Consider the following 21,814-nt stretch of genomic DNA (forward strand, 5'->3'; position numbering starts at 1 on the left):
TGACGGGGCCTTCTGCATCGCTGACGACGCAGTGGTCGAGGCCTCTTGAGCCCATCGGGCTCAACCTCTGATATCCATAACGGGCTTACGTGTTCGATTGTTCCCGCTCGGCGGCCTAAAAACACTAGGCGTTGGCTGGGAATGAGATTTGAGTCGTCAATGCGTCAAGCGCGCGGCCCACGGTGGCTTGCCGGATCTCGGCCCGGTCACCGCTGAGATCCAAACGCTCCACCCGCTCCACACCCGGACCCGCGATCCCCACGAAGACGGTTCCCACGGGGTGTCCGTCGTGCGGTTCCGGCCCGGCGACCCCGGTGGTGGACACGGCCCAGTCCACGCCCAGGCGCTCGCGCGCACTGCGGGCCATGGCCACCGCGACCTGCGGGTCCACCGCGCCGCGTTCCTCGAGCAGCTCGTGGGACACACCCAGCACGCGTTCCTTGACGGCGTGCGAGTAGCTCACGACCGCTCCCTCGAAACACGCCGAGGCACCCGCCACGGTCACGATCGCGGATGCGAGCGCGCCCCCGGTGAGAGATTCGGCCGTGCCCACCGTGACCCCGCGAGCGACGGCGCGGCGCACGAGCTCCGCAGCGTCGTACCCCGGCCGGTTCTCTGTCACGCCGCATCCCCGCGCACGGCCCGGTTGCGCAACTGCACGGCCTTGATCACGTAGTCGATGCCCGTGATCACGGTGGCGAGCAACGCGAGCGCGGTGAGCACCCATGCGAACCACAGCCACCACTGCCCCACGAAGGGGGTGAGCGGCAGCAGCAGGGCGATCAGCGCCACGGTCTGCAGGACGGTCTTGGTCTTGCCGCCCTTGGACGCGGCCATCACGCCGTAGCGGATCACCACGAATCGCATGAGCGTGATGCCCCACTCGCGCACCAGGATCACGATCGTGACCCACCACCACAGCTCCCCGAGCATGGACAGCACCACGAACGCGGCACCCGTGAGCAGTTTGTCCGCGATGGGATCGGCGATCTTGCCGAAACTCGTGATGAGGTTGCGCGCCCGGGCGATGTCCCCGTCGAGCTTGTCCGTGAGCATCGCGAGCCCGAACGTGACCACGGCGGCCCAGCGCATGCCCATGGAGTCCTGGCCGTGGGTCCCCCCGGCCACCAGGAACCACACGAAGAACGGGACCATCACGATCCGCAGTGCCGTCAGGGCATTCGGCAGGTTCCAGTTGGAGGCGTTGGGGGCGGGCGCCCCGGGCGCCGCCGCGCCGTCGTTAACCGTCATCGTCCCGTCAACTCCCATGCATCCTCGGATTGGTCGGACCCGTCGTGGTAGTCGTGGGCCACGTTCGACAGCGACGCCGCCACGAGGTCCTCGCCGGACGCCGACGCCGCGAGCGCACCGTCTGCGGCGGCCGGTGTACTCTGCGCGGGTGGTTCCTCGCCGCGGATCAGGGCGAGGGTCGCGGCGAGGTCGTCCGGCTTGACGAGGACGTCACGTGCCTTGGACCCCTCGGACGCCCCGACCACGCCGCGTGACTCGAGCAGGTCCATGAGCCGCCCGGCCTTCGCGAAACCCACGCGCAGCTTGCGCTGGAGCATGGACGTGGACCCGAACTGCGTGGTGACGATCAGCTCGGCGGCCTGAAGCAGGACGTCGAGGTCGTCCCCGATGTCCTCGTCGATCGTCTTCTTGGGCGCTTCCTGCACGACGTCGTCGCGGTAGTGCGTGCTCATCTGCGACTTCACGTGCTCCACGACCTTGTGGATCTCCGACTCGGAGACCCACGCGCCCTGCACACGCATGGGCTTGGACGCACCCATGGGCAGGAACAGGGCGTCACCCTGGCCGATCAGCTTCTCCGCACCGGGCTGGTCCAGCACCACGCGGGAGTCGGTGACCGAGGACGTCGCGAACGCCATCCGGGACGGGACGTTGGCCTTGATCAGACCGGTCACGACGTCCACCGAGGGCCGCTGCGTGGCGAGCACGAGGTGGATGCCTGCGGCACGCGCGAGCTGGGTGATCCGCACGATCGCGTCCTCGACGTCCCGCGGGGCCACCATCATGAGATCCGCGAGCTCGTCCACGATCACCAGCAGGTACGGGTAGGGGCGGATGGTGCGCTTGGACCCGGGTTCGGGTTGCACCTTCCCGTTGCGCACGGCCTTGTTGAAGTCGTCGATGTGCTTGTACCCGAAGTGGGAGAGGTCGTCGTAGCGCGCGTCCATCTCCCGCACGACCCACTGCAGGGCCTCGGCGGCCTTCTTGGGGTTGGTGATGATCGGGGTGATCAGGTGCGGCACGCCCTCGTATGCGGTGAGTTCCACACGCTTGGGGTCCACCATGACCAGGCGCACCTCGTCCGGGGTGGAGCGCATGAGGATCGAGACGATCATGGAGTTCACGAACGAGGACTTACCCGCACCGGTAGCACCGGCCACGAGCATGTGCGGCATCTTGGCGAGGTTCGCGAGCACGAAGCCGCCCTCCACGTCCTTGCCCACGCCCATGATCATGGGGTGTTCGGACGCCCGGGCCTTCTGCGAGCGCAGCACGTCCCCCAGCGCCACGGTCTCACGATCCGTGTTGGGGATCTCGATGCCGATCGCGGACTTGCCCGGGATGGGCGAGAGGATCCGCACGTCCGCGGACGCCACCGCGTACGCGATGTTCTTGGACAGCGCCGTGACGCGCTCCACCTTGGTCCCGGAGCCCAGTTCGATCTCGTAGCGCGTGACCGTGGGCCCGCGCGAGAAGCCGGTGACCTCGGCGTCCACCTTGAACTGTTCGAGCACGCTCGTGAGCGCCCGGACCACCTGGTCGTTCGCCTCGGAGCGTTCCTTGGCGGGCGGGCCCTGCACGAGGTCCGCCACGGGCGGGAGGCTGTAGGCGACGTCGCCCTGCAGCTTGAGCTGCTCGGAGCGGGCCGGGATGGGTGTCGCGGGCGTGTGGGTGCGCGGCTGGGCGTCATCGTCCACCTTGAGGGCGGGCGCGTCCGACGCCGCCGCGGTGTCCGCCGCGGGCGCGATCCCCTGCTCCTCGCGTAATTTCTGGGCGGCGCGCTGGGACTTGGTGGGGCGCTTCTCGCCGGGGCGCAAGGCGACCTCCGGGTTCGGGATCGCGTCGGTGTCCTGGACCTCGGACGCCGCGGTAGAGCCCTCCGCCTGCGCGGCGTCGCGCACGGAGGAGGACCCACCGGCAGAACCCCGGCGCGCGGAGCGTTCCGCGTGCGAGCCGACGTCGAACACGCTCGTCGATCCCGCGTCCCGTGCCTCGCGGCGGTTGGCCTCGCCCACGACAGCGCGCTCGAACGCCTCGTCACCGTCGTAGCGTTCCAGCTCGTGGCGCTGCTTGCGTCGCTCGGAGCGCCGGGAGCGCTTCTCGCGTGTGGGCCGGGTGGGATCGAGGTAGGAGCGGTCGTGCGCGGGATCGGTGACGTCGGTCGCGCGGGGCTCGTACTGGCCCGTGAGACGGCGGTAGAGCTCGCGCAAGCGCGGCCCGATCTCCCCCACGGGCGTGGCGGTCATGACGAGCACGGCCAACGCCGCGAGCAGCACGAACACCGCGAGCGCGCCCCATCGGGTGATCAGGGACGCCAACGGGTCCGCGGCCAGGAAGCCCACGAAACCACCCGCGCGCCACACGGCGTCGAACCCGTCACCCAGACCGGGCGCGCCACCCAGCAGGTGCGCGGTGCCCGCGCCGGCGACGGACAGCGCGAGCAGACCGATTGCGATGCGGTTGTTGGCCTGCGTGGCCTCGGGGTGACGGAAGACGCGGATCGCGAAGAAGAAGCAGAAGATGGGCAGCACGAGGGCCATGAACCCGAAGGTCCCGCCCACGATCGCGTGCACCCAGGACGCGGGGATCGCCACGAGCGCGAGGTCCACGCCGCGCAGGTTCCACCACTCGACCGCGGCGATCACGACGGCGAGCACGAGCCACACGAGCGCACCACCGTCGCGGCGCTGTTCGGGAGCCATGTCCGTGCGCACGGTCCCCACGCGGCGCACCGCGGCCCCCACCACGTGTCCGGCGCCGGACCACGCGTTGACCACCCCGTGCAGGGCGGTGGAACCGGCCGAGGGCCCCGTGGATCCGGAGCGTGCGGACGTGGACCGTGCGGGGGCCTTCTTGCCGTTCTTAGGGGAACGCGCGGAACTCGAGGACCTGCCGGAGGCCTTCGAGGAGCGCGCGGGGGAAGTTCGAGACGCCATGCCCCCAGGGTACCCGGACGCGCAGCGACCCGCCCGGAGTCGGATCCGGGCGGGCCGCTGCGCAGTGCGGTGGTCCGGGGCGTCAGGCCTCGACGACCACGGGCACGATCATGGGCTTGCGCCGCAGCTTGCGGGAGACCCACGAGCCCACGGTGCGCCGCACGATCTGCTGCAACTGGTGGGTCGTGTGGTTCTTGCCGCTCTCGCCGAGCGCGTCCTCGAGGGCCGCGGAGATCCGGGGGCGGATCTCGTTGAACACGGTGTCCTCCTCGGCCACGCCGCGCGCGTGGATGTCCGGGCCGGAGACGATCTTGCCGGTGTCCCGGTTGACCACGGTGATCACGGAGATGAAGCCCTCCTCGCCGAGGGTCATGCGGTCCTTGAGGTCCGCGTCCGTGATCTCACCCACGGAGGAGCCGTCCACGTAGATGAACCCGCACTCCACCTGCCCGGTGATCTTGGCCGCGCCGGAATGCATGTCCACCACGGTGCCGTTCTCCGCGAGCAGCACGTGGTCCGCGGGGACGCCGGTTTCCTGGGCCAGGTTGCCGTTGGCGATCAGGTGCCGGATCTCGCCGTGGACCGGCATGACGTACTCGGGTTCCACGATGTTGTAGCAGTACAGCAACTCGCCCGCCCCGGCGTGACCCGAGACGTGGACCTTGGCGTTGCCCTTGTGCACCACGTCCGCGCCCAGGCGCATGAGCCCGTTGATCACGCGGAACACGGAGTTCTCGTTGCCCGGGATCAGGGAGGACGCCAGGATCACGGTGTCCCCCGCGTTGACCTGGACCTTGTGGTCCCCGTTGGCCATGCGGGACAGCGCGGCCATGGGCTCACCCTGGGAACCGGTGCACATGATGACGATCTGGTCGTCCCGGTAGTCGCCCACCTTCTTCTGGTCCACGAGCACGTTGGGCGGCACGTCCAGGTAGCCGAGCTTCTCGGCGATCGCCATGTTGCGGATCATGGATCGGCCCATCAGGGCGACCTTGCGACCACTGGCCACGGCGGCGTCGAGCACCTGCTGCACGCGGTGGACGTGGGAGGAGAACGACGCCACGATCACGCGCTGCTTGGCGCGGGCGACCACGTCTGCGAGCACGGGACCGATGGCCTTCTCGGACGCGATGAACCCGGGAACCTCGGCGTTGGTGGAGTCCGTGAGGAACAGGTCCACACCCTCCTCGCCCAGGCGGGCGAAGTGACGCAGGTCCGTGATCCGCCCGTCCAGGGGCAGCTGGTCCATCTTGAAGTCACCGGTGTGCAGCACGGTCCCGGCCTTGGTGCGCAGGAACACTGCCAGGGCGTCCGGGATGGAGTGGTTCACGGCCACGAATTCGCACTCGAACTCACCGAGGCGCTCCACCTGGCCCTCGCGCACGGCCATGGTGAAGGGCTTGATCCGGTGCTCCTGCAGCTTGGCCTCGATCAATGCGAGCGTGAGCTGCGAGCCCAGGATGGGGATGTCCGGGCGGCGCTTGAGCAGGTACGGGACCGCGCCGATGTGGTCCTCGTGCCCGTGGGTGAGCACGATCGCGACGATGTCGTCGAGGCGCTCACGGATGTGGTTGATGTCCGGCAGGATCAGGTCCACGCCGGGCTGGGTTTCCTCGGGGAACAGGACACCGCAGTCGACCACGAGCAGCTGCCCGTTGATCTCGAACACGGTCATGTTCCGACCGACCTCGCCCAGACCGCCCAGGGGGATGACTCGCAGGGTGTCCTTCGCGAGTGCCGACGGTTCGGAGAGGTCGGTGGTGTTCCAATGGGTCATGAGACCCCTTTCATCTCAGGTGGTCAGCGTGTCGGCGATGACCGACGTGCTCAGGTCCGAGCGGATCTGCTCCAGCTCGGCCTGTGTGGGTGTCACGTGCGGCAAGCGCACCGTGTTGTTCGGCAGGCGGCCCTGCCAATGAAGAATGGTCTTCGCGGCCACGGCCCCGGGGATCCGGGTCATGGTGGCACGCACGAGCGGCAACAACTCCTCATTGAGCCGCTGCGCGGTCTCGAGGTCCCCCGCCAGGGAGGCGTCCACGAGTTGGCGGTAGCGCGGGGTGTCGATGTGGGTGGTCACACCCACGAGCCCGGACGCGCCGAGCGCGATCCACGGGAGGGTGAGACCGTCGTCGCCGGAGTAGAAGAGCAGGTCCGTCTCGGCCATGACCCGGGCGGCGGCCATGAAGTCCGCCTTGGCGTCCTTGACGGCCACGATGTTCGGGTGGGAGGCCAGAGAGATCATGGTCTCGGGCTCGATCGGGATCCCCGAGCGCCCGGGGATGTCGTACACCATGACGGGCGTGTCCACGGAGTCCGCAAGCGAACGGAAGTGCGCCTCGACCCCCGCCTGGCTGGGCTTGTTGTAGTACGGGGTGACGATCAGCAGGCCGTCCATCCCGATCTTCTGCGCCTCGAGGCACAGGAAGCGAGAGTGCTCGGTGTCGTTCGAACCGGTCCCCGCGAGCAGCGGCACGCGCCCGCCCACGGCATCCTTGACGGCACGGAAGACCGAAAGGTTCTCCTGGTCGGTCATAGTGGAGTACTCACCGGTGGTGCCGCACACCACCAGACCGTCACAACCGTCGTCCACGAGTTGCTCGGCGAGGCGACCCGTGGCCTCGAGATCCACCGAGCCGTCGTCGTGGAAGACCGTGACCATGGCAGTGAGCAGGGACCCGAACATGGGCGCGGACCGCTGCGTCCGCGCAGGTGCGCTGTCGTGTGTCATATCCACAGGTTACCGCCCAGAGCGGGCGAGCACCGTTTCCGGATCCGTCCCCCGATGTAGGGCTATGGCGGTGCGCATGGACCTGCGGGCCCGCCGGCCGTCGCCGCTCGCGGAGTACGCGAGGCTCAGTCGGTACCACCCGCCCCAGTCTGCGGGGAACGCCTCGACCTCGCGGCGCACGACGTCGAAGTGCTCGTCCGCGGCGGCCCGCACGTACCGTCCGGACGGGGTCCTCGGCAGATCGTCCGCGGGAAGCTCACCGCGCGCGGCGAGTTCCCGGCCGAGGCGTTCTGTGCGGGCGCCGAAGACGATCTCGCGCACCATGGCCCACGTGCCCACCGCGGGGATCACGAGCATGGCCACGCCCAGCAGGGTGGGCAGCCAGCCCCCCGTGCCGAGCAACAGGACCGCCCGGTGGAGGGCCAAGGCGAGGTACAGGGCCAGCAGCCCGATCATGAGCGCGGCCAGGATACGACCCTTCGCACCCACCTCGAGCACGGTGAACACCGCGGCGAACGCGAGCATGGCGACGAGCCAGATCTTGGAGCCCACGGAGATCGGCAGGATAAGCACCGTGATCACGAGCAGCACGATCACGGCCGTGGCCCACCAGCGCAGACCGGAGAAGGAACGGGCGCGGCTCACAGCCCCAGGTCCATGTAGCCGTCCAAGCCGTGGGTCAGCCCCGGGTGCTTCGCGACCGAGCGCACGCCCAACAGCACACCCGTCATGAAGGACACGCGGTCGAAGGAATCGTGGCGCACGGTCAGCTGCTCCCCCGTGTTGCCCAGCAGGGTCTCCTGGTGGGCCACGAGCCCGCGTAACCGCACCGAGTGCACGTGCACACCGTCCAGGTCCGCACCGCGTGCGCCGTGCGGATCGGATTCCGTGGCATCCGGCGACGGCGCCACACCGGCCCGTTCGCGCGCGGCGGCCACGAGCGCGGCGGTTCGCGCCGCGGTACCGGACGGGGCGTCGAGCTTCTGGGGGTGGTGCAGCTCCACGATCTCCACGGACTCGAAGAACGCCGCGGCCATCTCGGAGAACTTCATGGCGAGCACCGCACCCACCGCGAAATTGGGGGCGATCAGCACACCCGTGTCCGGGGAATCGGCGAGCCACGACTCGAGCTCGGCCAGAGTGGCGTCGTCCCAGCCCGTGGTCCCCACGACCGCGTGGATACCGTGTTCCACGGCGAAGCGCACGTTCTCCCGCGTGGCGCTCGGGACCGTTAGGTCCACGACCACCTGGGCGCCGGAGCTCACGATCTCCTGCAGGTCGTCACCGCGACCGAGGGCCGCGACGAGTTCCATGTCCGAGGCGTCCGTGATGGCCTTCACTGCCTCGGAGCCCATGCGTCCGTTGCGGCCCAGTACGGCCACCTTGATCTGCTCGTTCATGTGATCCCGCCTCATTCCTGGTTCTGCTCGACGTGCGGCCCCACCACGGTGCGCACCGTGGCGTCCGCGGAAAATTGCGCTGCCAGTGCCTGCACGTCCTCGGACGTCACGGCGCGGATGCGCCGCAGGGACTCGTCCACGTCCATGAAGATGCCCGTCTTCAGTTCCGCGGACCCCAGCCGGGACATCCGTGACCCTGTGTCCTCGAGGGCGAGGACCGTGGCACCGCTGAGTTGGCCCTCGACCTTCGCGAGTTCTGCCGCATCCATCCCGTCCTGGGCGAGCCGGTCCAGCTCGGCGCGCATGAGCTCGCTGACCTGGTCCACGCGCTCGCCCGTGCACCCCGCGTACATCCCGAAGAATCCGGCGTCCGAGTAGGAGCCCGAGAAGGAGAACGTGGAGTACGCGAGCCCCTTCTGCTCCCGGATGGTGTGGAACAACCGCGAGGACATCCCGCCACCCAGGGCGGCGTTGAGCACGGTCATCGCGAAGCGACGCTCGTCCCCCGACTGCAGTCCGGCGCCGCCCAGCACCACGTGGGCCTGCTCGACCGGGCGCTCGAACGTGTGGGTCCCCACCAGGGGCGTCAGCTGCGCCGGCGAGGAGTCCCGCCGGGCACCGGCGTGGCCGGTCGCGTCCGGGTCCCAGCCCGCGCGGGCCAAGGACTCGCGCACGAGTTCCACGACGCGGTCGTGGTCGAGACCCCCGGCCACCGTGACCACGAGGTTCTCGGGGAGGTAGGAGCCGCGGTAGTGCTGCCACACCGCGTCACGGGTCACGGAGCGGATCTCCTCGGGGGTGCCCGCGATGGGCCGCGCGAGCGCGGACCCGTGGAGCACCTCGGCGTTGAACTGTTCGAACGCGAAGTCCGTGGGATCGTCCCGGTCCATGGCGATCTCCTCGAGGATCACACCGCGTTCGCGGTCGAACTCCTCGGGGTCCAGGACGGCACCGGTGAACATGTCCGCGAGCACGTCCACGGCCATGGGCAACTGCTCGGAGAGCACCCGTGCGTGGTAGCACGTGTGTTCGTGGGCCGTGAACGCGTTGGACTCCCCGCCCACGCGGTCGAAGGCCTCCGCGATCTCGAGCGAACTGCGCCGGGAGGTGCCCTTGAACAGCAGGTGCTCCAGGAAGTGCGTGGAACCGAGCATGCCCGGGGCCTCGTCACGCGAGCCCAGGCTCACCCAGAACCCCACGGACACCGAACGCTGCCCGGGCATCTTCTCGGTGAGCACCCTGGTCCCGCACGGCAGGACGGTGCGCATGATCACGGCGCCCTCGGCGTCGTCGTGCACCACGTGGGTGAAGCCCGGCGCCTGCGCCGTGGCCGAATAGGCCCGAAGGCGGGCGGCCCCGCCGGAGACGTGCTCCGCGGGATCGCCCGCCCTCAGGGGAAGGTGAACAACTGTCATCTAGTAACGAACACCCTCTGCTCAGTTCTCGTCGTCGGAGGACTCGGCCGGGGCCTCGGACTCGGCCACGACGGGCGCGAGGGACAGCTTGCCGCGGTCGTCCACCTTGGTGATCTCCACCTGGACCTTCTGGCCCACGGACACGACGTCGTCGACCTCGTTGACGCGCTTGCTGTCGTTGAGCTTGCGCATCTCGGAGATGTGGAGCAGACCATCCTTGCCCGGGGTCAGGGACACGAACGCACCGAACGTGGTGGTCTTGACCACGGTGCCCAGGTAGCGCTCGCCCACCTCGGGGACCTGCGGGTTGGCGATCGCGTTGATCGCCGAGCGCGCGGCCTCCGCGGAGGGGCCATCCGTGGCGCCGATGTACACGGTGCCGTCGTCCTCGATGGAGATGTCGGTGCCGGTGTCCTCCTGGATCTGGTTGATCATCTTGCCCTTGGGGCCGATCACCTCACCGATCTTGGACACGGGCACGTTCACCGAGATCACGCGCGGCGCGAACTCGCTCATCTCGTCCGGGGCGTCGATCGCGGAGGTCAGCACGTCCAGGATGTAGAGCCGGGCCTCGCGCGCCTGGGTCAGGGCCGAGGCCAGGACCGAGGCGGGGATACCGTCCAGCTTGGTGTCCAGCTGGATCGCGGTCACGAACTCGGACGTACCGGCGACCTTGAAGTCCATATCACCCAGCGCGTCCTCCGCACCGAGGATGTCGGTCAGGGCCGCGTACTGGACCTCGCCGTTGACGGTGTCGGAGACCAGGCCCATGGCGATACCGGCCACGGGAGCGCGCAGCGGCACACCGGCGTTGTACAGCGACAGCGTGGACGCGCACACGGAACCCATGGACGTGGAGCCGTTGGATCCCAGCGCTTCGGAGACCTGACGGATCGCGTACGGGAACTCCTCCCGAGAGGGCAGCACGGGCGTGATCGCACGCTCGGCGAGCGCGCCGTGACCGATCTCGCGGCGCTTGGGCGAACCCACGCGGCCGGTCTCACCCGTGGAGTACGGGGGGAAGTTGTAGTGGTGGATGTAACGCTTGTGCTTGACCGGGGCCAGCGAGTCGATCTGCTGCTCCAGCTTGAGCATGTTCAGCGTGGTGACACCCATGATCTGGGTCTCTCCGCGCTCGAACAGCGCGGAACCGTGCACGCGCGGGAGCACGTCCACCTCGGCGCTGAGCTGACGGATGTCCGTGAGACCGCGGCCGTCGATGCGCACCTTGTCCTTGAGGATGCGCTGGCGCACGGTCTGCTTGGTTAGGGCCTGGTAGGCACCGTTGACCTCGTCCGCGCGGCCCTCGAAGGCCTTGCCCTCGCCCGTGAGCTCGGACAGCGTGGACTGGTGCAGTTCGTCGGTCGCGGCCTCGCGCTCCTGCTTGCCGGCGATCGAGTAGACCTCCGCCATGCGCTCGCCCACGAAGTCCTTGACGGCCTCGGCGGCGTCGTCCCCGTACCCGCCGAAGCGAGGCAGGTCCAGCTCGGGCTTGGCGGTGCGGGAGGCGAGATCCGCCTGGGCGTCGCACAGGGCCTTGATGAACGGCTTGGCGGCCTCGAGGCCCTCGGCCACGAGCTCCTCGGTCGGTGCGACCGCGCCCTGGCCCTTGATGAGCTCCCAGGCGTTGTCGGTGGCCTCGGCCTCGACCATCATGATCGCGACGTCCGAGCCGCCGTCCTTGGTGCTCACCACGCGGCCGGCCACGGCCATGTCGAACACGGCGTTCTCCAGCTGCGAGTGCTTGGGGAACGCAATCCACTGATGGGAACCGTTCTCCTGGGCCATGAGCGCCATGCGCACGCCGCCCACGGGGCCCTGGAAGGGCAGCCCGGACAGGGTCGTGGACATGGACGCGGCGTTGATCGCCACGGTGTTGTAGATCTCGTCCGGGGCGATGGACGTGACGGTCACGACCACCTGCACCTCGTTGCGCAGGCCCTTGCCGAACGCGGGGCGCAGCGGGCGGTCGATCAGACGGCACGTGAGGATCGCGTCCGTGGACGGGCGACCCTCACGGCGGAAGAACGAACCGGGGATGCGACCTGCGGCGTACATCCGCTCCTCGACGTCCACCGTGAGCGGGAAGAAGTCGAAGCCCTCCCGCGGGTGCTTGCCCACGGCCGTGGCCGAGAGCATGGAGGTCTCTTCGTCGATGTAGACCATGGCCGAACCCGCGGCCTGGCGGGCGAGTCGGCCGGTTTCGAAGCGCACGACGCGCTTGCCGTACGAGCCGTTGTCGATGACGGCTTCTGCACTCTGGATTTCGGGACCCTCCAAGGGTCACCTCCGTTTCTTCGTGGTGCGCGATCCGCGCGACACACCGGTCTTCGATCGAGGCGCTCGCAGCGCGTGAGCGTTGCGAAGGCCACTGTCGAGGACCGCGACATGCAGCGCGGTCACGCCATGACGTGATTTCTCGTTGGACTGTCCGGACACGCGGTCCGGGTGGCGGTGTTCGTCACGAACAGCGCCGGTTGCGGCGGTTCCCCGCGCTCCGACAGGGGCACGGGGAACCGGTCACATCACTTGCGCAGGCCGAGGCGCTCGATGAGCGCACGGTAGCGGGCGATGTCGGTGCGACGCAGGTAGTCCAGCATGCGACGACGCCGTCCCACCAGGGCCATGAGGCCACGGCGGGTGTGGTGGTCGTGCTTGTGCATCTTCAGGTGCTCGGTCAGATCGGAGATCCGACGGGACAGCACCGCGATCTGCACCTCGGGCGAACCGGTGTCACCCTCGTGCGTCGCGTACTCGGTGATGATCTGGTTCTTGATCGTGGCATCCAGGGCCATGTGTAACTCCTCGAGTCAGTACCGTGACCGCCCGGTGCGCGAGATTCTCGCCCGGGGTCCGGGAGCGAGCTCCCGGGGTCGGACCGCCACGGACCGCAGTCAGACCAGCGTCCATCCTAACCGATCCTCCGCCGGGGCACCGTAAGGACCGTCACCACTCGGCGGACGACGGCGCGGCGCACCGCTGCAGGGCCCCGCACCCACACGGTGCGGCAGCGCTGTCGCCGCCCCGCGGGAGGGCCAGCGCCGTCCAACGGGAGCGACGTCGCCGCCCCGCGGGAGCGCCCCGGACGTGCGAAGCGGGACCGACCTGGAACAATGGGGGCATGCAGAAGATGAACGTCGAATCATTCAACCTGGACCACCGCAGCGTGGCCGCCCCCTACGTGCGGATCGCGGATCGGAAGGAACTGCCGGGTGGTGACACCCTCGTGAAGTACGACGTCCGCTTCACCCAGCCCAACCAGGCGCACCTGGAGATGCCGGCGGTACACTCGATCGAGCACCTCACCGCGGAGCACATGCGCAATCACACGGACGCCCTGATCGACTTCTCCCCCATGGGCTGCCAGACCGGTTTCTACGCGCTCATGCTGGGAGTGGAGACCGAGGAGTTCGAGCGCCTGCTCGAGCGCACCTTCCGGGACATCCTCGAGGCGGACGAAGTCCCGGCCGCGAACGAGGTGCAGTGCGGCTGGGGCGCCAACCACAGCCTCGAGGCCGCCCAGGATGCGGTGCGCGGATTCCTGGCCGAGCGCGAGCACTGGGACGAGGTCACGCGGTGACGGACGACGCCGCACGGTTCGCCGCGTGCGTGGGCGCACCGGCCGTCGTGGTCGCCATGGCGGAGGAGGCCGAACCGTTCCTCGCGGACGCCGACTCCCGCTGCGAGAACCCCCACGTGATCGGCGGTGCCGAGCTGTACGCCGTCGAGGCCGCGGGGCGCCCCGTGCTCGTGGTGCGTACCGGGATCGGATTGGTCAATGCCGCGTCGACCCTGAGCGTGATGCTGGAGCGGTTCGAACCGAGCGCCGTGATCTCCGCCGGTTCCGCCGGGGGCCTGCGCGCGGACGTCAACGTGGGTGACCTGGTGATCGGCACCGAGTTCCGCTACGCGGACGCGGACGCGACCGCCTTCGGGTACGAACCGGGACAGGTGCCCGGGATGCCCCCGGCCTTCGCGGCGTCGTCGGAGCTCGTGACGGCCGCGAGCAGCCTCGCGGCCGCAGAGGGTTACGCCGCGTGGCGCGGGACGATGCTCTCGGGCGGCGCGTTCGTGACGGCGCGCAACGTGGGGGCGACCCGCGAGGTGTTCCCCGAGGCCCTGAGCACGGACATGGAGACCACGGCGCTCGCGCACGTGTGCCACGACCGTGGCGTGCCCTTCCTGGCCGTGCGCGCGATCTCGGACCTGTGCGGTCCCGCCGCGGACCAGCAGTTCCACATGGAACTGGACATCGTGGCCCGGATCAGTGCCCAGGCCGTGACCGAACTGCTCGGCGGGCTCCCGCCCGTCCAGCCACCCACACGTCGAGAAGAACGAGGAACGCATGAGTGACGACAAGACCAAGGACCTGAAGGACGCCGCCCCGGACGTCGCCAAGCACGTGCTGCGCGACGGTCACGAGATCCCCCAGCTGGGGTTCGGCACGTACCCCATGGACGACGCCGAGGCCGAGGCCCTGATCCCCGAGGCCGTGTGGCGCGGCTACCGGCTCATCGACACCGCGGTGAACTACGGCAACGAACGCGGCGTGGGCCTCGGTGTGCGCTATTGCGACATCCCCCGCTCGGACCTGTTCCTCACGTCCAAGCTCCCGGGCCGGGATCACGGTACGGACAGCGTGCGGCGGTCACTCGAGGGCACGCTCGAACGGCTCGGCACGGACTACCTGGACCTCTACCTGATCCATTGGCCCAACCCCAGCGTGGACCGGTACGTGGACACGTGGCGCGCCATGATGGCCGCGCGCGACGAGGGCCTCATCCGCTCGATCGGTGTCTCCAACTTCCTGCCCGAACACCTCCTGCGCCTGGAGCGGGAGACCGGGGAGATGCCCGTGGTCAACCAAGTGGAGCTGCACCCGCAGTACCAGCAAGAGACCCTGCGGGCGTTCCACGAGGAGCACAAGATCCTCACCGAGGCGTGGTCCCCGCTGGGGCGCAAGACGGACCTCCTGCAGGACCCGTGGCTCGTGGAGATCGCACGCAAGGTGGGACGCACCCCGGCCCAGGTGGCGCTGCGCTGGCACGTGCAGTCGAGCATCGTGGCGATCCCCAAGTCCTCGAACACCGAGCGCATGGCGGAGAACATCGACGTGTTCGAGTGGGAACTCACGGACGAGCAGATGGAACGGGTGCGCATGCTGCACACCGGCATCAGCGGTTCGGGGTTCGACCCCTCCGTGCACGAGGAGATGTGATCAGCCCCACCGGGTGAGCTCAGTCGGTCCCGCGCGCCTGTTCCCGCAGGATGTCGCGGGACCGATTCACGTCGTCGCGCATCTGGGACACGAGCGCGTCGATCCCCCGGTAGGCCACCATCCCGCGCAGGCGTTCCACGAATTCGACCACCACGGTCTGCCCGTAGAGGTCGAAGTCCTCCACGGCCTCGTCCGGGCGGTCGATCACGTGGGCCTCGACCTGGCGGTTCACACCGTCGAACGTGGGATTCGACCCCACGGAGATCGCCGTGGGCCAGCGGGTGCCGTCCTGGTCCACGAGCCAGCCCGCGTAGACCCCGTCCGCCGGGATGAACCCCGTGGCCTCGGGTGCCAGGTTGGCCGTGGGGAAGCCCAGTTCACGCCCGCGTGCGGCCCCGTGCACCACTTCCCCGCGCATGCGGTGGTGCCGGCCGAGCAGTTTGGCAGCACCGCGGATGTCCCCCGCCTCGAGGCACGAGCGCACCCACGTGGACGAGCAGCGACGGTCGTCGCTCCAGCCCACCAGACCGTTGAGTGCATCCGTGTCCTCGGGGACCAGACCCGCGACGTCGTCCACGACCTCGACCTCGAAGCCGTGTTCACGGCCGAGCTCCCTGATCACCGGCAGGTCCCCCGTGTTGTCACGCCCGAGCCGGACGTCCGACCCGATCACGAGACACACCGCGCCCAGTGGTTTCACGAGGTAGTCGACCACGAACTCCTCGGGGCTCAGCTCGGAGAACTCGAGGCTGTACGGCAGCACGAGGACGGCGTCCACGCCTGTGGCCTCAAGGGCGTCGAGCTTGTCCTCGAGACCCATGATGAGTCCGGGGTGAGATTCGGGCCGGTGCACGAGAGCCGGGTGCGGATCGAAGGTCACGACCACGGAGCGGGCCTCGAGACGCCGGGAGGTCTCGAGCAGCCGCGCGAACACGTGTTGATGACCGCGGTGGACACCGTCGAAGTTGCCGATGCTCACCACGGAGGGACCGAATCCCGGGGTGACCTCGTCCAGGCTTCTCCAGCGAATCACTGTTCTCCTCGATGTCTTCTGCGTGGTCAGGGTGTGTGCGGGCGACGTCTAGAGCCTACCGCTCCGCCGGGAGGGCCGTGTCAGCCACAACCACACGAGCCCCACGATCGGGAGCACGAGCGGCACGTAGCCGTAGCCGGCACCGAAGTGGGACCACACGCTCGCCTTGGGGAACAACTGCGGTTCCAGGACACTGAGCAGGCCCACGCCCAGCACACCCACGAGCTCCACGACCACGGCCACCGTGGCGACCCTGTGCCAGCCCGGACCGGACTTGGCCAAGGCGATCGTCGCCAGGACGTAGATCGCGGCGGAGATCGTGGACAGGATGATCGCGAGCGGGGCCACGGAGAACTCGGTGGCGAGCTGGTAGAGCGAGCGCACCCCCGCGGAGAGCGAGAAGACGGCGTACACCACGATCAGCAGCCGCCCGAACCCCGAGTTCTTCCGGTCGGATCCCGCGCGGGGCCCCGACCGCCCGAAACGGTTCTGCAGCGTGGTGCGTGAGGGCTCAGCCATGCTCGTCCTTCCCCCGGCGGCCCGTCCCGGCCGCTGCGGCGTCACTGGTAGTAGTAGATGAAGTTCATGCGGTAGACCATCACGGCCACCACGGGACCGGCGGCGGCCAGGATGAGGGTGGACCACCGCGAGCGTTCCACGAGGGACCACACGAACGTCCCCGCGGGGATCAGCAGCGCCGTGAGCAAGTAGCCCCAGTACTCGAGCAGGCTCCCGGAGGGATCCGGACCCAGCACGGGCAGGAACACCGAGCCCACCGCGTAGACCAGCAGGAACGCCTCGAGCACGAGCACGGAACCCTGGGAGAAGTCGTCCGGCGCACGGCCGCGCGCGGCCTGCACGAGGCAGATCACGCACGAGAGCGCACCCAGGACCACCGATGCCCAGAACCACCCGTCATAACCCCACAGCATCAGTCGTGCGTCCGTTCCGTTCGCTTGGTTCCGTCCTGTTCCGCTCCGGGGTCACCCGCCCCGGGTTTTTCCACGCCTGTATCATCTGGCGCCGCGGCAGCCGTGAACGTCACCCCCGCCGCGATCCCGAGCACCGACGTCGTGTACCGGCGGTCGGCGGGGCCACGGTCCTCGGCGAGGGCCACGAGTGTCCCGTCCGGTGCGAAGCATGCGACGGGCAGCTCCGCCCGGGATCCCTCGCGCCCCTCGGAGCCCGACGCCGCGGCGTCGCCGGCGGATGCGGTGTCGCCGGCGCCTGCCCCGGAACGAGACGCGGCGCCGTCGACCTGCGACGCGCCGCCAGGATGAACCTGCGTCGCGGCGATCCTGCGCCCGTGCGACAGGTCCGTGGCCTCCCGGACGGTGAGCTCGCGCACGGGAAACAGTCCGCGGGCGGCGTCGTCGATCGGCAGCGTCGAGACCGTGCCGCCGGCGCGCACCTGCTCCGTGAGCTCGTCGAGCGTGTGCGACTGCTCGAGCGTGAACGACCCCACGCGCGTGCGCCGCAGCGCCGTGAGGTGCCCGCCCACGCCCAGGGCCTCCCCGAGGTCGCGCGCGAGGGCGCGGATGTACGTCCCGGAGGAGCACGTCACGGTCGCATCGACATCCACCGCGGTGGGCTCAGCGTCGGTCGGCTCGCGGGAGATCCCGTGCACCGTGAACTCGTGGACGGTGACCGGTCGCGCGGGCAGCTCCACGTCCTCGCCCTTGCGCACACGGGCGTACGAGCGCTGCCCGCCCACCTTGATCGCGCTGACCGCGGACGGGACCTGCTGGATCTCACCGGTCAGCTCGGCGACCGCGGCCAGGACGGCGTCATCGGTGAGCGCGGCGAGCCGCTCGGGCGCAGCCGTGCTCGTGACGTCCCCCTCGGCGTCGTCGGTCACGGTCGCGGCACCCAGGCGGATGCTCGCCCGGTACGTCTTGTCCGTGCCCGTGACGTAGGTCAGCAGCTTGGTGGCCTTCTCGACCCCCACGACCAGCACGCCCGACGCCGCGGGGTCCAGCGTGCCCGCGTGACCCACCTTGCGGGTCCCCGCGAGGCGGCGCATGCGCGAGACGACGTCGTGCGAGGTCCAGCCGAGCGGTTTGTCCACGACGACGAGCCCGGCCACCCTCGGGAGCGAGGGTGCCGGGCTCGGGATTTCCTGGCGATCGGTCACCGGGTCAGTCCCGCGACCGGCTCTCGGGGGCTTCGTCATCCGCGTCGGACGTGCGGTAGGCGTCCTCCCCCGCGGCGTACTGAGCACCCTGGGCCTGTTCAGCCACCTGGGCGTCCTTCTCACGCGCGGTGCGCAGCAGCGACTCGAGACGTGCGGCGTCCGCGGGGATCTCGTCCGCGACGAAGGTGAGCGTGGGGGTCAGGCGAGCGGTGATGTTCTTCCCGACCTCGGAGCGCAGGATGCCCTTGGCGGACTCCAGGGCCCGCGCGGTGTCCTGCCGCTGGGTCTCATCCCCGTAGACGGTGTAGTACACGGTGGCGTGCTGCAGGTCGTTGGTGACCCGCGCGTCCGTGACGGTCACGAAACCCACCCGGGGGTCCTTGATCCTGCGTTCGAGCGCCTGGGCCACGATCACCTTGATGCGATCGGCCAGTCGAGCGGCGCGGGCGGCGTCGGCCATGGTGGTACTCCTCGTGTCCGGGCAACGCCGGGGCGTTGCACTGTGCGGGGGTGGTGCGCCGTGACGCGCCACCCGGTGCGATCCGCCCATCACGGAACGGATCGCGGTGCGGGCGGGGTGCCCGCGTGATCCCCGTGGGAATCACACGGGCACCCGGACCCGCTGTCACATGGTCGCGGCCGGTGCGCTCGCGTGAGTGCACCGGCCGCGGGAACCCGTCAGTCGCGCGGCTTCTCGCGCATCTCCCAGGTCTCGATGAGGTCGCCCTCGCGGATGTCGTTGAAGGAACCGAGTCCGATACCGCACTCGTAACCCTCGCGCACCTCGGTGGCGTCGTCCTTGAACCGGCGTAGCGAATCGATGGTGAGGTTGTCCTGCACCACGTTGCCGTCGCGCACCAGGCGGGCCTTGCCGTTGCGGCGCACCACACCCTTGGTGATGTACGCACCGGCGATGTTGCCCCACTTGGACGAGCGGAAGACCTCGCGGATCTCGGCGGTACCGAGCTCCACCTCCTCGTACTCCGGCTTGAGCATGCCCTTGAGCGCGCTCTCGACGTCGTCGATCGCGTTGTAGATCACGGAGTAGAACTTCATCTCCACGCCCTCGCGCTCGGCCAGGTCCGTCACGCGCTCGGCGGGACGGACGTTGAAGCCGATGATCACGGCGTTGTCCACCGTGGCCAGGTTGACGTCGTTCTGGGTGATCGCGCCCACGCCGCGGTGGATGACCCGCAGCTGGACCTCTTCGCCCACGTCGATCTTGAGCAGCGAGTCCTCGAGCGCCTCCACGGCACCGGACACGTCACCCTTGATGATGAGGTTGAGGGTGTCGATCTTGCCCTCGGCCACGGCCTCGTCGAAGGACTCGAGCGTGATCCGCTTGCGGCGCTTGGCGAGTTGGGCATTGCGGTCCGCGGCCTCACGCTTCTCGGCGATCTGACGCGCGGTGCGCTCCTCCTGGGTGGCCAGGAACGTGTCACCCGCGCGCGGCACGGAGGACAGACCCAGCACCTGCACCGGGCGGGACGGCAGCGCCGCCTCCACGGTGCGGCCCATCTCGTCGAACATGGCACGCACGCGACCGTACGCGGCACCGGCCACGATCGAATCGCCCACGGTGAGCGTGCCGGACTGGACCAGCACGGTGCACACCGCGCCGCGGCCCTTGTCCAGGTTGGCTTCGATGGCGACGCCGCGGGCGTTCTTGTCCGGGTTCGCCTGCAGTTCCAGAGCGCCGTCCGCCGTGAGCACGATGGCGTCCAGCAGGTCGTCGATGTGCAGGTTCTCACGGGCGGAGACGTCCACGAACATGGTGTCGCCGCCGTACTCCTCGGGCACCAGGCCGTACTCGGTGAGCTGACCGCGGATCTTCTCCGGGTTGGCGTCCGGCTTGTCGACCTTGTTCACGGCGACCACGATCGGCACGTTCGCCGCCTGGGCGTGGTTGAGCGCCTCGACGGTCTGCGGCATCACGCCGTCGTCCGCGGCGACCACGAGCACGGCGATGTCCGTGACCTGTGCACCACGGGCACGCATCGCGGTGAACGCCTCGTGACCCGGGGTGTCGATGAACGTGATGAGCCGTTCCTGACCGTCCACCTCGGTGGAGATCTGGTACGCACCGATGTGCTGGGTGATGCCGCCGGCCTCACCCTCGATCACCTTGGTGTTACGGATCGCGTCCAGCAGGCGGGTCTTACCGTGGTCCACGTGACCCATGACGGTGACCACCGGCGGGCGCGGTGCCAGGACGTCCTCGCCCTCAGCCTCCAGTTCCGCCTCGAGGTCGATGTCGAAGGACTCGAGCAGCTCGCGCTCCTCGTCCTCCGGGGAGACCACCTGGATTTGGTAGCCGAGCTCGGCACCTAGCAGCTGGAAGGTGTCCTCGTCCAGGGACTGGGTCTGCGTGGCCATCTCACCCAGGTGGATGAGCACGGTCACGAGCGACGCCGGGTTCGCGTTGATCTTCTCCGCGAAGTCCATGAGCGAGGCACCGCGGCGCAGCCGCACCACAGTGCTGCCGTCGCCGTGGGGAACCGACACGCCGCCGACGGCGGGTGCGCTCATCTGCTCGAGCTCTTGGCGCTTCGCCCGCTTCGACTTGCGGTGCTTGCCGCGGGCACCACCGCGACCGAAGGCACCCTGCGTGCCACCGCGGCCACCGCGGCCGCGGAAACCACCGCCGCCACCGGTACCACCGCCGCCGGCGCCACCACCGCGGCGGGGTCCCCCACCGGGTGCCGGGCGGCTACCGATCGGAGCCACACCCGTGGTGTGACCGGGCATCATGTTCGGCGAGGGGCGGGGTCCACCGGGACGGGGGCCGCCCTGACCCGTTCGCGGTGCACCCGTACGGGGCGCACCGGGACGCGGGCCACCCTGGCCCGCCTGAGCGGGACGGGGGCCACCCGGACGGGGACCGCCGGGACGGGGTCCGCCCTGACCGGCATTGCTCGAACGCATCCCCTGCTGGGACGCGAACGGGTTGTTACCGGGACGCGGTGCTCCGGGCTTGGCCGAGCGCTGCTGGCCGGGGCGCGGCGCACGCTGACCACCGTCGGAACCGCGGCCCATGCCCTGCTGGGACGCGAACGGGTTGTTCCCCGGACGCGGTGCGGACTGACCCGGCTTGGCACTACCGGGCTTGGGGGCGTTGGCACGGGGGCCCGGGGTCGCCGCACTGCGCGGCGTGGCCGAGTCGGAGGCAGCTGGCTTGGAGGCAGCGGGCTTCGCGACCGGGGTCTCGGAGGCCTGGGGCTCGGACGCCGACTTCGCGGGGGCCTTGGGGGCACCCGGGGTCGGCGCGGCGGATCCGGCAGCGGGCTTGGCCGCGGCGTCGGAACCGGCGGGCTTGGACTGGACCCTGCCCCCGGGCTTGGGCGCGGAGGACTTCTCCGCGGGCTTCCTGGCGCCCTGCTGCGCGGGCTTGCCGGAGTTGCCCCCGGCGGAGTTCTTGGACTGCGCGGCGGAATCGCCACCGGCGGGGTACGCCGAACGCAGCTTCTTGGCCACGGGCGGTTCCACCGTGGAGGACGCTCCGCGAACGAATTCGCCGAGTTCCTGAAGTTTGGAAATAGCTTCCTTGGACGTGATTCCGAGCTCTTTCGCGAGCTCGTGGACACGGGGCTTGGCCACTGTTCTCCTGTCTCGGTCCGCACCGAAACAGGTACGAACCGCTTATTTTCCGTTGACGTGGCCACCGGACGCACACGTGCGTCCCGCGTGGCCGCGGGTTGA

General features: G+C 69.5%; 19 protein-coding genes. 3 read left to right on the forward strand and 16 right to left on the reverse strand.

What is annotated here, in order from left to right; translation table 11 throughout:
* Nucleotides 1-124: 124 nt before the first annotated feature.
* The 10 genes from IE157_RS08035 to rpsO all read right to left on the reverse strand — a co-directional run bounded on the left by IE157_RS08035 (nucleotide 125) and on the right by rpsO (nucleotide 12,525).
* Nucleotides 125-622, reverse strand: a complete 498-nt coding sequence (locus IE157_RS08035) for a CinA family protein (protein WP_318281392.1) — start codon at nucleotides 620-622, stop codon at nucleotides 125-127.
* Entirely contained in the window at nucleotides 619-1,251 is a 633-nt protein-coding gene (gene pgsA, locus IE157_RS08040; RefSeq protein WP_193519678.1) for a CDP-diacylglycerol--glycerol-3-phosphate 3-phosphatidyltransferase, read from the reverse strand. The genes IE157_RS08035 and pgsA overlap by 4 nt, the downstream gene beginning before the upstream one ends.
* A complete protein-coding gene (locus IE157_RS08045) occupies nucleotides 1,248-4,187 on the reverse strand; it encodes an FtsK/SpoIIIE family DNA translocase (protein WP_193519679.1) in 2,940 nt (979 codons plus the stop codon). Before IE157_RS08045 ends, pgsA begins: the two co-directional genes overlap by 4 nt.
* Nucleotides 4,188-4,269: 82 nt before the next feature.
* Nucleotides 4,270-5,964 (reverse strand): ribonuclease J, encoded by a 1,695-nt coding sequence (locus tag IE157_RS08050; RefSeq protein WP_193519680.1) that lies wholly within the window; start codon nucleotides 5,962-5,964, stop codon nucleotides 4,270-4,272.
* A gap of 15 nt (nucleotides 5,965-5,979) precedes the next feature.
* Nucleotides 5,980-6,915, reverse strand: a complete 936-nt coding sequence (dapA, locus tag IE157_RS08055) for a 4-hydroxy-tetrahydrodipicolinate synthase (RefSeq protein ID WP_167318654.1) — start codon at nucleotides 6,913-6,915, stop codon at nucleotides 5,980-5,982.
* A 9-nt stretch (nucleotides 6,916-6,924) separates the two neighbouring features.
* Nucleotides 6,925-7,560, reverse strand: a complete 636-nt coding sequence (locus IE157_RS08060; protein ID WP_064845959.1) for a hypothetical protein — start codon at nucleotides 7,558-7,560, stop codon at nucleotides 6,925-6,927.
* Nucleotides 7,557-8,315 (reverse strand): 4-hydroxy-tetrahydrodipicolinate reductase, encoded by a 759-nt coding sequence (gene dapB, locus IE157_RS08065; RefSeq protein WP_064845960.1) that lies wholly within the window; start codon nucleotides 8,313-8,315, stop codon nucleotides 7,557-7,559. Before dapB ends, IE157_RS08060 begins: the two co-directional genes overlap by 4 nt.
* Nucleotides 8,316-8,326: 11 nt before the next feature.
* Nucleotides 8,327-9,730 carry a M16 family metallopeptidase gene (locus IE157_RS08070; RefSeq protein WP_193519681.1) on the reverse strand — a complete coding sequence of 468 codons (1,404 nt, stop codon included), beginning with the start codon at nucleotides 9,728-9,730 and terminating at the stop codon, nucleotides 8,327-8,329.
* 21 nt (nucleotides 9,731-9,751) lie between these two features.
* A complete protein-coding gene (locus tag IE157_RS08075) occupies nucleotides 9,752-12,010 on the reverse strand; it encodes a polyribonucleotide nucleotidyltransferase (protein WP_193519682.1) in 2,259 nt (752 codons plus the stop codon).
* Between the two features lie 245 nt (nucleotides 12,011-12,255).
* Nucleotides 12,256-12,525: a 30S ribosomal protein S15 gene (rpsO, locus tag IE157_RS08080; RefSeq protein ID WP_035963435.1), complete on the reverse strand. Its 270-nt coding sequence runs from the start codon at nucleotides 12,523-12,525 to the stop codon at nucleotides 12,256-12,258.
* A 326-nt stretch (nucleotides 12,526-12,851) separates the two neighbouring features.
* On the opposite strand from rpsO, the gene IE157_RS08085 reads away from it, so the two are divergent.
* From IE157_RS08085 to IE157_RS08095, 3 genes are read left to right on the forward strand one after another with little or no spacing between them, the layout of a single operon-like run.
* Complete coding sequence (locus IE157_RS08085; protein WP_035963447.1) at nucleotides 12,852-13,310, forward strand: S-ribosylhomocysteine lyase; 459 nt, start codon at nucleotides 12,852-12,854, stop codon at nucleotides 13,308-13,310.
* The gene (locus IE157_RS08090) at nucleotides 13,307-14,083 is read left to right on the forward strand and encodes a 5'-methylthioadenosine/adenosylhomocysteine nucleosidase (RefSeq protein WP_318281393.1); all 777 of its coding nucleotides are present in this window, start codon (nucleotides 13,307-13,309) and stop codon (nucleotides 14,081-14,083) included. Before IE157_RS08085 ends, IE157_RS08090 begins: the two co-directional genes overlap by 4 nt.
* Complete coding sequence (locus tag IE157_RS08095; protein ID WP_064845962.1) at nucleotides 14,076-14,948, forward strand: aldo/keto reductase; 873 nt, start codon at nucleotides 14,076-14,078, stop codon at nucleotides 14,946-14,948. The genes IE157_RS08090 and IE157_RS08095 overlap by 8 nt, the downstream gene beginning before the upstream one ends.
* A gap of 19 nt (nucleotides 14,949-14,967) precedes the next feature.
* Here the strand turns inward: IE157_RS08095 and IE157_RS08100 are convergent, their stop codons facing one another.
* The 6 genes from IE157_RS08100 to infB all read right to left on the reverse strand — a co-directional run bounded on the left by IE157_RS08100 (nucleotide 14,968) and on the right by infB (nucleotide 21,712).
* Entirely contained in the window at nucleotides 14,968-15,981 is a 1,014-nt protein-coding gene (locus IE157_RS08100) for a bifunctional riboflavin kinase/FAD synthetase (protein ID WP_131333207.1), read from the reverse strand.
* 48 nt (nucleotides 15,982-16,029) lie between these two features.
* Nucleotides 16,030-16,500, reverse strand: a complete 471-nt coding sequence (locus IE157_RS08105; RefSeq protein ID WP_193519683.1) for a hypothetical protein — start codon at nucleotides 16,498-16,500, stop codon at nucleotides 16,030-16,032.
* Nucleotides 16,501-16,541: 41 nt separating this feature from the next.
* Entirely contained in the window at nucleotides 16,542-16,913 is a 372-nt protein-coding gene (locus tag IE157_RS08110; protein ID WP_035963481.1) for a hypothetical protein, read from the reverse strand.
* Nucleotides 16,913-18,115 carry a tRNA pseudouridine(55) synthase TruB gene (gene truB, locus IE157_RS08115; protein ID WP_318281394.1) on the reverse strand — a complete coding sequence of 401 codons (1,203 nt, stop codon included), beginning with the start codon at nucleotides 18,113-18,115 and terminating at the stop codon, nucleotides 16,913-16,915. Before truB ends, IE157_RS08110 begins: the two co-directional genes overlap by 1 nt.
* Nucleotides 18,116-18,119: 4 nt before the next feature.
* The gene (rbfA, locus tag IE157_RS08120) at nucleotides 18,120-18,575 is read right to left on the reverse strand and encodes a 30S ribosome-binding factor RbfA (RefSeq protein WP_167318661.1); all 456 of its coding nucleotides are present in this window, start codon (nucleotides 18,573-18,575) and stop codon (nucleotides 18,120-18,122) included.
* Nucleotides 18,576-18,793: 218 nt separating this feature from the next.
* Nucleotides 18,794-21,712, reverse strand: a complete 2,919-nt coding sequence (gene infB / locus IE157_RS08125) for a translation initiation factor IF-2 (RefSeq protein WP_193519685.1) — start codon at nucleotides 21,710-21,712, stop codon at nucleotides 18,794-18,796.
* Nucleotides 21,713-21,814: the final 102 nt, after the last annotated feature.

The organism is Kocuria marina (genome assembly GCA_014652975.1).
Taxonomy (GTDB): domain Bacteria; phylum Actinomycetota; class Actinomycetes; order Actinomycetales; family Micrococcaceae; genus Kocuria; species Kocuria marina.